8 protein-coding genes are annotated in these 9,682 nt (G+C 56.6%); 2 read left to right on the top strand and 6 right to left on the bottom strand.

Annotation, left to right across the window (positions count from 1 at the left end; genetic code table 11):
- On the top strand, positions 1-996 hold a 996-nt coding region (locus tag VGM48_RS17040), incomplete at its 5' end, for an ABC transporter permease (protein WP_331581297.1).
- Positions 997-1,034: 38 nt separating this feature from the next.
- On the opposite strand, the gene VGM48_RS17035 is transcribed toward VGM48_RS17040, so the two are convergent.
- The 5 genes from VGM48_RS17035 to VGM48_RS17015 all read right to left on the bottom strand — a co-directional run bounded on the left by VGM48_RS17035 (position 1,035) and on the right by VGM48_RS17015 (position 7,542).
- On the bottom strand, positions 1,035-3,431 hold the full coding sequence (locus VGM48_RS17035) for a GMC family oxidoreductase N-terminal domain-containing protein (RefSeq protein ID WP_331581295.1): 2,397 nt from the start codon (positions 3,429-3,431) through the stop codon (positions 1,035-1,037).
- Positions 3,432-3,450: 19 nt separating this feature from the next.
- Complete coding sequence (locus tag VGM48_RS17030) at positions 3,451-4,008, bottom strand: hypothetical protein (protein WP_331581293.1); 558 nt, start codon at positions 4,006-4,008, stop codon at positions 3,451-3,453.
- Between the two features lie 11 nt (positions 4,009-4,019).
- Positions 4,020-4,901, bottom strand: a complete 882-nt coding sequence (locus VGM48_RS17025) for a hypothetical protein (RefSeq protein ID WP_331581291.1) — start codon at positions 4,899-4,901, stop codon at positions 4,020-4,022.
- 18 nt (positions 4,902-4,919) lie between these two features.
- Complete coding sequence (locus VGM48_RS17020; RefSeq protein WP_331581289.1) at positions 4,920-6,416, bottom strand: hypothetical protein; 1,497 nt, start codon at positions 6,414-6,416, stop codon at positions 4,920-4,922.
- Positions 6,417-6,528: 112 nt separating this feature from the next.
- Positions 6,529-7,542, bottom strand: a complete 1,014-nt coding sequence (locus VGM48_RS17015) for an AraC family transcriptional regulator (protein ID WP_331581287.1) — start codon at positions 7,540-7,542, stop codon at positions 6,529-6,531.
- Between the two features lie 94 nt (positions 7,543-7,636).
- Between VGM48_RS17015 and VGM48_RS17010 the strand changes: the two genes are divergently transcribed.
- Complete coding sequence (locus VGM48_RS17010; protein WP_331581285.1) at positions 7,637-7,903, top strand: hypothetical protein; 267 nt, start codon at positions 7,637-7,639, stop codon at positions 7,901-7,903.
- A gap of 26 nt (positions 7,904-7,929) precedes the next feature.
- On the opposite strand, the gene VGM48_RS17005 is transcribed toward VGM48_RS17010, so the two are convergent.
- Positions 7,930-9,682 (bottom strand): beta-L-arabinofuranosidase domain-containing protein (locus tag VGM48_RS17005; protein WP_331581283.1); only part of this gene is annotated, 1,753 nt, incomplete at its 5' end.

Raw genomic sequence — 9,682 nt, 5'->3', positions numbered from 1 at the left:
GCCGGGCTGATCACAGTCCCGATCAATACCGACTCGCTCGATCGCCACTATGAGGCCCTCCGTACCGCCCTGCTCAGCACCGGTGTCGTCGCCAACGCGGCCAATGCCTCGCAAACCACCACCCAGTTTGACCAGAACAATTCTTTGGAATGGGCGGGCATGCGGCCCGAACAAAAAGAGATCTTCTTCCGCGATGTCTGGGTCAACGCCGACTTTGGCCCCACCATCGGCTGGACGGTGCTGCGTGGCCGCGATTTCTCGCGCGATTTCCCAACGGACAGCTCGGCCGCCATCGTCAACGAAGAAGGCGAACGCGCCCTTGGGTTCAAAGACCCCATCGGCAAAAAAGTAAAACACTGGGGAAAGGACTATACCATCATCGGGGTGGTAAAGAATATGCTCACCAATGACCCCTACTCCGGCATCCAGCCCGCCGTCTTCCTCGGCGACGGCGGTCACTACGCCATTACTATCCGGATAAAATCCGGGGCCCCCGTAAACACTTCGCTGGAGAAGATCGCCACCGTTTTCAAACGATTCAACCCCGCCAGTCCTTTTATCTATCATTTCAACGACGAGGCCTATGAACACAAATTCCGCAGCGAGCAGCGCATCGGCAAGCTCGCGACGGTGTTTGCCGGTCTCGCGATCCTCATCTCCTGTCTCGGCCTCTTCGGGCTCGCCTCCTTCGTGGCCGAACAACGCACCAGGGAGATCGGCGTCCGCAAGGTCCTCGGCGCCGGCGTCGCCAACCTCTGGGCCCTCCTCTCCACCGACTTCCTGAAACTCATCGTCCTCTCTATGGCCGTCGCCATGCCGCTCATCGGCCTTGCCATGCACAAATGGCTGCAGAACTACGCGCTCCACACCGACCTTTCGCCGTGGATCTTCATCGCCGCCGGCGTGGGGATGCTGGCGATCACGCTGGCAACCGTCAGCTTCCAGGCGCTGCGGGCCGCCCTCGCCAACCCCATAAAAAGCCTGCGCAGTGAATAACGTAACGTCAATTGCCGGCTATGGCGCCGCGCCGCGCACTACTTGAAATTTTTCGCGATCAGCGGGGCCGCATAGTGCGCCAGGCTCATGACCGTCACCTGCGGATTGACGCCGAGACTGGTCGGGAATACACTCGCATCACATACAAAGAGGTTGTCGAAGCCAAACACCTTAAACCCTTCGTCAACCACTCCCGTGGAAGGGTCATTGCTCATCACGTTGCCGCCCTGGGGATGGCCCGTTCCCGTGGAGATATCGCGGGAGGATTTGACATCCTTGCGCAGGTTGTCCTTTAACTCCTGTACACTTTTGTATTCATAGTAGGTGAAGGTATTTGGCATGATGCGAACGGCCCCACCACCGGCGAGGTAGATCTCGGCGGCTTTTTCAAGCCCATCCATCAGGCTGTTGAAATCATCTTCCGTCGGAACATAGTTGATATCCCTTCCCAGCAGGCCGGCGGCCTTTACTTCCGCGTTGGAAGCGGTACCCACCAGGATGCCTGTGCAGGCCATATTCCCGTAGTGCTGCATGTTGTGGAAATGCTGATCGAACCAGCCAGGCATCGCCGTCGACTGGAACATCGGCGGGTTGTACCAGGTCTCCATCACAAAGCGGTGATCGTCCGTCTTGAGGAAATGGGAGATCTGCAGCCCGTCATAGGAGTTGACCGGCTGGTCGAAGACCGCGGTGATCTGCGAACCGAGGTTGAAGGCAAGTCTCTTCCCTGCATTGGCGATCCCCAATTTTGACTTGATCAACAGGATGCTCGACGAGATGGCCCCCGCCGAGGAGACAAAGGTGTTTCCGTTGATCGTCAGCTTCCGCCCGCTCTTGAACTGTCCAGTAAGGGATACGATCCCGCTGCCTTTCTTATTGAATTTTATCACTTCGCAGCCGGCGATGATCCGCAATTTGCCGGGATGCGCCAACTGGGTCTGTGGCAGGATGGTGTCGAGCATCGACAGTTTCTTCCCGAACTGGCAGCCGATATTGCAATAGCCGCAGCCCAGGCATCCGTCGATATTCGCCATCACCGAGTCGACCATCGACGGACCGTAACCCATCTTCACACAGGCATCGGCAAAGATCCGGCCACCCGGGTTCAGGTATTTGTCAATCGTCATCGAAGGCGTGTGGGCGATATGCATCAGCTGGTAAACGGCTTTCATCGACTGTTGATACCGGGCACGATCGATGCCGACACCCAATTCATTGATCCATTTATCGAGGATATAGTCAGGGGTTTCGAAACAGACGGCATTGTTGACAACGGTCGACCCGCCGACACAGCTGCCCTGGAAGACCTGGAAGCGGAAGTCGCGGGACAGCTGCAAGGCCCCGTCGGCATACAGGCGCGAGACCATGTCTACTTCGTCGTCGTTGAACGTACCCGGACGTTCGATGCCCCCACGTTCGACGAGCAGCACCTGCCGGCCCAATCCGATCAGCTGGTGCGCCAGGATGGAGGCGCCTGCCCCCGAGCCCACGATGACCACGTCCGCCTCGAGGTGATCTTCGGTGATCTCCGCCTCTTCCAGCACCTGTAGGGCGGAGCTTTGGGAGGGATCGCCCGGGAACCGGTCCCGTCTTTCCTGCAGGTCTTTTCTGTCGAGGAACGGCGTATACCCGATAGCGGGGTGAACACGGACATCGCTGTAGTAACCCATATAACACAACTGCTTCGACATCCGGATGGCGGCCTGGATCAACTGCAGATACCAGTCGGGCAGCATTCCGTTGACGGCCTGGAATCTTTTTTTCAGGAAGTTCAGCCGGTCGTCGGGGAGCATCTGGCTGAGGGGTGCATGGAGCGATAAAAGGGGGTAGAACTCCATGGCCGTGAGCACGATCTTCATGACCCATTTCCCTTTAGCCTTGAATTTTATCAGGTAGGTATCTACGTTGATCGCCACCTCGACGGGGAGGATCGCCAGCTTGTCGGTATTGCTGTCTCCGGCCACGCAGACCTCCGCCATGGCCTCGAGGGTCTGGAATTGTTGCACGGTGAGATATTTCAGGCTGTACCGCGCCTTGCCCGCCACGCTAAACAGGATCCAGATCCCCACCAACAGGACGGCATAGACAACGGTCCGCACCCAAAAGGGCATTTGCCCGTCATCGGGCACCCAGTCTTTGATCCAGCCGATCGCGGACCAGACGGTCCCGATGATCAGGAAGCCGATCAGCAACCGGAGCAGGACGCCAAAACGGCGGATATCGGCGATCACGAGGCCAAGCAACAACGCGATGAGTCCGCCCTGCGGGAAGGAGTCGTTCGCGATGATCGTATAGCCATGGAAGGCGAATCCCTCCAAAAAGCCGGGCGTCCATTTTGGAAAGACATGGAAGAGCAGGATGAGGAAACAAACAAACAACAGCAGCTTTAAAACCGTCCGGAGCCTCCGCTCCTCGCGTACCAGAGATGGATTCATATCTATAAGTTTAAATTGATCACCACGGCAGATAACGGATCTCGTAACGATGGCCGAGGATGAAATAACAATACAGCACATTGAAGTTGTCCGAAAAATGCAGGTAGGCCTTGCAAAGCAGGAGGGTATTATCTCCCTCGTTGGGACAAACGACAAAGTCTTTGATCACGCGGAAGAAAACGAGATACCATTTGTGAAAGGGCACCGTATAGTCGACGGTAGCCAGGTGGCGGTAGGGCTCGGAAAATTTGGCCGGCGGCTGATCCCGGACATAGCCTGTTTTGAAATAACCCAGCTGGTTGGGACGCACCTTGTGAAGACCGGACTCCCATTGCCCCAGGTAACCCTGATTGTCCTGCATAACGGTCTCGTTATAGCCATAGTTGATGCCGTCCCGCTTGTAAAACCCCTTCTTGAATTTGACCCCCGACAAACGGCCGATCCATTCATGATTCCAGCCGCAGTAGATATACCCGTTGAGAGCCTCGAGATCCGGCGGGGTGCCGGTGCGGAGGATGTTCTCATACGTGGCCTTGTCGGCGGCCGCCAGCGTTTCGTAGGTCCATTTTTGAGCCATGTTTTGCAGTTTTATTTTTGATATGAAGTGTCCCCGATGAGCCCGTTCTTTTGCAGCAGGTTTCGCAGGTCGGGTTCCACGCCGGTCGCGACGGAATCCTGTTTGATCTTTGCCGTCACCTGGTCGTAGATCTTCTGATCCGGGATATCGTGTACTTGTTTGGCGATGATGGCGACCATGCGCAGGTATTTCTTGCGGTTTTGCCAGATCAAAAAGATGATCACGGCCGCGATGGCCCCGAGGGTGATCAGCAGCCAGGTGGCATTGCGGTGAATAAAGGAGATGTCCTGGGTGAGCTGGGGGTTGATATCGGTTCGCAGCCGGTCGGACACCTTGCGCATCGCGCTGTCGACGATATGGGTGACCGCGGTATCGATGATCCTGGCCAGGGCGGTGGTGGTCTTTGGTCCCAGCAACTCGTCCCGCATCAGCCCCAGTCTATTCTTCGTATTATTACTAAGCACTTCGGCAAGCAACTGGCTAAACCCGTCCCGCATCTGCAGGACATCTCTTTTTGTCTTTCCGACGAGGATCCCCTGGATGCTGTCCAGGTGGTTCATCCGCAGGTGTTGGCCGGTGAGCGTCTCGACCAGGGAGTCGGCCCAGAGCTGTACTTTATGATTGAGGATCCTGTCCTCCAGGGTTGCGGTGCGGACGGTCAGGGAATCGGTGAGATTGGTGAGGATCGAATCGAGAAAGAGCGACACCTTTTTGCGGACGGCGGGGCTGGTCAGCTCGTTCATGACGCCGGCGATCAGGGTTTGACCAATGGTGTCGGTTTTTGAGGAGACGCCTTTCCCAAGATCGCTGCCGATCTTTTCAAAGGAGCAGCTTTGGAAAAAACAGATAGCAATGGCGAGTAGCACCAACGGGTACCGTAGGGGAGCTTTCATGTATCCTGGTTTTGGTTCCTATTTTCTGTCGATGAGGATCAGGGCATCCTCTCTTGCCGCATCGTCATTCCATCGGTACAGATCGGGCAGCTTAATATCTCCTGCGGCGTCACGTTCAATGTGCAGGAACGTAAATGTCCTGTCCAGCCGCACATCTGCCGCATCCATTTCAAAGACGGGGATCCAGGTGCCCGTATTACAATATCGTCTGGCCTCGGGCGCGACGCCTTCCACAAAGACCTGTTCGGGATCGTGTGTATGCCCAAAGGTCACCAGCAGCAGCGCCGGGTTCTTCCCGAAGATCTCGTTGGCGTCTGGAAACAACGACGAAGGGGAAGACAGCTGCAGCATGGCGAAGAGTCGGCCGATAAAATAGGATAGGGATAAGAACAGGAGGTTCTTTGCCTGGGAAAGCACCGGTGTCCAGAAGGTGGTGCCTCCTGCCGCTGCGGTACTCATTTTTGGGATGCCGTGGAAGCCTTTGTAAAGGGCGAAGGCGGTAACCAGCAGCGGGAGTACGATGATGAGCAAGAATTGAAACAGGTATTTGAAGGCGTAGGCGTATTGTTTTTTGGGGATGACCAGGAGAACGAACGGAATATAGTTGAAGAGTAATTGAATAGCCAGGGGGAACCGTTCCCTGAGCAGCAGCGAGAGAATATTCTGCCGGGGCCGGACATCGTCGATATAGGGGTAGGCCAGTTCGATCCGGTTGATCAGGTAGCGGTTGAAAAACGACCCGAAGGGAAGATTGAGTTGGGTGTCGCCTTTTAGTACCGGCGGACCGTCGACTTTTGTAAAACGTTCGTAATTGTGGCCGTGTTCGATGCAGATCTGCCGGTCGAGGATCAGGCGATTATCGATAAAATGGACGGCGGGGGAGACGATATTGCTCAGCACGGTTTCGACATCCTGGTTTTGCCGGGCGGCGATCCGCTGGGCCAGCAGATAGCGAAAGTAGCTGCGAACGGGTTTCCAGTACCATTCCAGGTCGTGGTTGCCCTTGGTGATGACCAATTGGTTGCCTTTCTCCAGCCAGGAGGCCAGCTGTTCGAAGAATTGCGGGTGCCCGCCGGCGCAGACGTAGAGTTTCCAGACGGATTTGTAATCATCCGTTCGCAGGCCGTATTTCACTTCTTTGGGGCTGATGGAAGTCTTCAACCAATCGATGGGCATGTCCAGGCCGACGGCGCCGAGGATAGCTGCCCATGCTTCAAAATCCTGCTGGGTCACAGGGATATTTCTTATCCTTAAGAAATCAACGAGGTCTCCGTTGATGATGAGCAGTCCTTTTTTATCGGGGGCGATCTTTTTTTCGAGGTGGTTGAGGAAGCGAACAAAGGAGTAGTCGGCGAAGAAGTTTTCGGTACCGTCATAGTTGCGATTGCTGTTCAGCCCCGCGGCGATATGCAGGTCGCTGATCACAAAGATGTCTTTCCCATTGGAGGACATCTCGACCAGTTGCGCCCCATAGGGCACCTTCTCGGGACCGAGCAGCGTTTTGGATGGGGGCATAGAAAACCCTTTATTTTACGGTTAGTAGAAACAGGGATGCGGGAATGATAGGAACAAGATATTAAATTTCTTTCGAATTTGAAATACTACAAAGTGGGGGTATTGGCGGGAGTTACTTCCGGCTCTTCCCGGGCGGGAGGCCGAATTTCTTGCGGTAGGCCCGGCTGAAATGCTGGACGGAGCCATAGCCGAGCTGCATGGCTATCTCCTTGATGCTGGTCCCGGACAGCAGTTGTTCTTTTGCCTGCGTCAGCTTGACGTCGTTGAGGTAGCCGTATACGGTGGTGTTGAAGACTTCTTTAAAACCGTTCTTAAGCTTGTATTCGTTCAGTCCGGCGATCCGCGACAGTTCCGGCAGGGAAGGCGGGGTGTCCAGGTGCAGCAGCAGATAGTCCCGGGCTTGCAGGATGCGGCCCTTGTCATAGTCCGACTTCAGCACCGAGGTGGAGGTAGTGGTGGCCTGCCGGGCACGTTCGAAGGTCTCCGCCTGCAGGGTAAGCAGTTCGAGGCATTTGGCCTCCAAAAAAAGCAGTTTCAGCCCGCCCTGGAAACGGCAGTTGACGATGTCGTTGATACAGGCCTGCATGGCCAGGGTAATGGGTAGTCCGCGGGGTGACAGCTCGGCCGGCTTGCCGGCGGCCACCTCATCGGCAAAGCGCCGTAGTACTTCGCAGCTGTCTTGTGCGAGTTCGAGAAAGTGCCGGCTCATAAAATGGATCTCGAAGAATTTATATCCCTGCCGCAGCTTATGGTCAAAATCCACCTGGCCATCAAATTCGGGGACATACATGATATTTTGCTGCTGGGGGATGAAAAAATGGGTGCGGCCGCTGACCTTGTTGGTCACCGTGCTGTTGCCCGCGAGAGAAAAATGCAGTTCGATCGTGTCGGGCACGTCGACGGCACGCATGCGGACATGATGGCGCCGCAGTACGAGATCCCCATAAATGATCAGGATATTGGGTAGAACGACCTGCAACAGCTCGGCGTCGCCGAAGGGAAAGCTCAGCTTCTGGCGGTATTCCGTGACGAGGGGTCGCTTTAGCAGTTCTTCGCTTACATGCTCACCCAGTTGCATCCAATGAGCGGCCTCCAGTCCATACTCGTCACAAACGATCATGCCCATAAAATCCGTTTTGTATAAAGTTTTATCCCTGTCGTGCCAATCATCCGTTTTGCGATGTGGGAACTTTGATAAAATTACAACTATCGGCTCATTTATGGAAAACGACACCATCTACAACATCATCCGTTCCGGCCGGCCTGGCGCCACCGACATGGAGATCCATATTGCCGCGGAAAAGGCGCGGGTGCTCGATTTTGCGCTCGAATTACCCGAGGGCCTGCAAGCCCGTACCGGCAACGGCGGGAGCAGGCTCTCCCGCAGCCAGTGGCATTGCATTGGCCTCGCCCGGACGCTATTGAGGGATAAAGCGGTGACAGCCATCGCGCAGGCGCTTACGACCATCCGGTTACCGTTGCGGTAGGGTTGCGAGGGTGCTTCGGGGGCTTTTCATTGCACCACCGGGAACGCTGAGATGCGCAAGCGCTGCGCACCCATCGGCACCAGTTGGATCGTCTGCACCGGCGACGCCGAATGCACGGGGCTTTGCGGCAATACCCCGCAAAGGCCGTTCTTGTCCAGCATCCACTCGGGGATCAGTTTCCCTTTTGCGGCGACGACGAGCGGCGCGGCATCGGGTGTCCACGGGAAATCATCGTTCGGCCAGGGGCGCCGCTCAATCGAATATTGCTGATCCGGCACAAGCCCATAATTCCACAGACTCGCGGGGAAGATCTCGAACGAGGGCCAGGCGGAAGCATCCGCGCCGGCCTGCCAGTGGGAGTCCCCCTGCGCGGCCATCCGGCCATCCATGCGCTTATAAGATTCCGCGATCTTCAGGGAAAAGGTCAGCGGTCCATAGTTGATGCTTTCGCTATTCTTGTTTTTGTCCCAGGTCCGGGTGGTGAAGGTCATCGGCAGGCGAAGTTCGACCTTATCGCCGGCCACCCATTTCCGTTCCAGGCGCAACCAGGAACCCGCCGCGGTGCCCGCCTGCACCGGCGTCTCCACCCCATTCACGGCTACGCCCGCCGCGGTACACCAAGCCGGAACGCGCAGGTATAACGGGAACACCAGGCCGCCTTTCTTCACCGAGTCGATCGTGAATTCCACCTGCTCGTCGAATGGATAATGCGTGGTTTCGCTTATCACGACCGTTCCGCCCTTGCCGGCGCCGGCCTTTCGTCCGCCCGCGCCCACCTGGGCCCGCACCGTGCCGGCGCTATACAGCACCGCGGCGACGCCGTTGTCCGGAGTCGCCATCCAGAGATGCTCCGCATAGTAGGGCCAGCCTTGCGAATGATTATGCTGGCAGCAGCGGCTGGTAAAGGGGTTCATCATCAGGAAGGGACCCTCGTTGGCGATGCCCGGCGCGTGATTGGCGCTGTCGGCAACGACCATATTGGGCGCCGTGAGATAGCGCAGGGCCTTGAAGTCGGGCATGACGGCGGCGGGATAGGTGTTGAACGCCACATCCTCGCAGTTGTCCGCCCAGAAAATATCGCCGGTGATGCCGGTGAGCAATTCATCGGACGCCATCTGCTCCACCATCCCGCAGGTCTCCACGGCCTGATGGGGATCGTCATGCCCCTTCCGCGCATTCTCGTCGGCGCCAAACATGCCACCGGGCACCTGTCCGTACAGCTCGCGGATCAGTGCAAAATCATGATAGGTGGCGTGCAGCATCGCGCTGTCGCCGGTTTGCATATAATACGTCGCCGGTTCGCGGAAGGACTGGGCAATATTCACGTTATGCCAGTTGGGCAGCTTGTCCTTCTGCGTCCAGTCGGCGGTATGTTTGTGGATGCGATCGGCCAGGGTGAGCAGCCATTGCTCGCCGGTGCGATTGTACAACCAGTAAATGCTGTAGAGATTGTCGCCGCCGCGGCTATGCTCCCAGTAGGTCTTGAGCAATTCATTCTCCGGAACCGTCAGCTCCCACTGAAAATACCGTTTCATAAAGGTCAGCACCCGCGGGTCATGACTGTAGTCATAGTACGACTGCATACACCACAGCATGATCATATTGGGCCATAGATCGGGGGTACTTCCCTTGAGATCGGGTGAGCCGTCGGCCCCCAGCCGCGGCCCGAACCAGCCATCGCTTTGTTGGCTGGCGAAGACTTTCTCCAGCCAGTCCTTTGTCTCGGCGATGATGGCGGCATCTTTTAAAAGATATCCGAGATCGCCATAGCCCTTCAGC

Source organism: Puia sp. (assembly GCF_036500295.1).
In the GTDB taxonomy this organism is placed as follows: domain Bacteria; phylum Bacteroidota; class Bacteroidia; order Chitinophagales; family Chitinophagaceae; genus Puia.
Note: the sequence above shows the minus strand (reverse complement) of the source record. Positions and strands in the feature narration are given on the sequence as shown.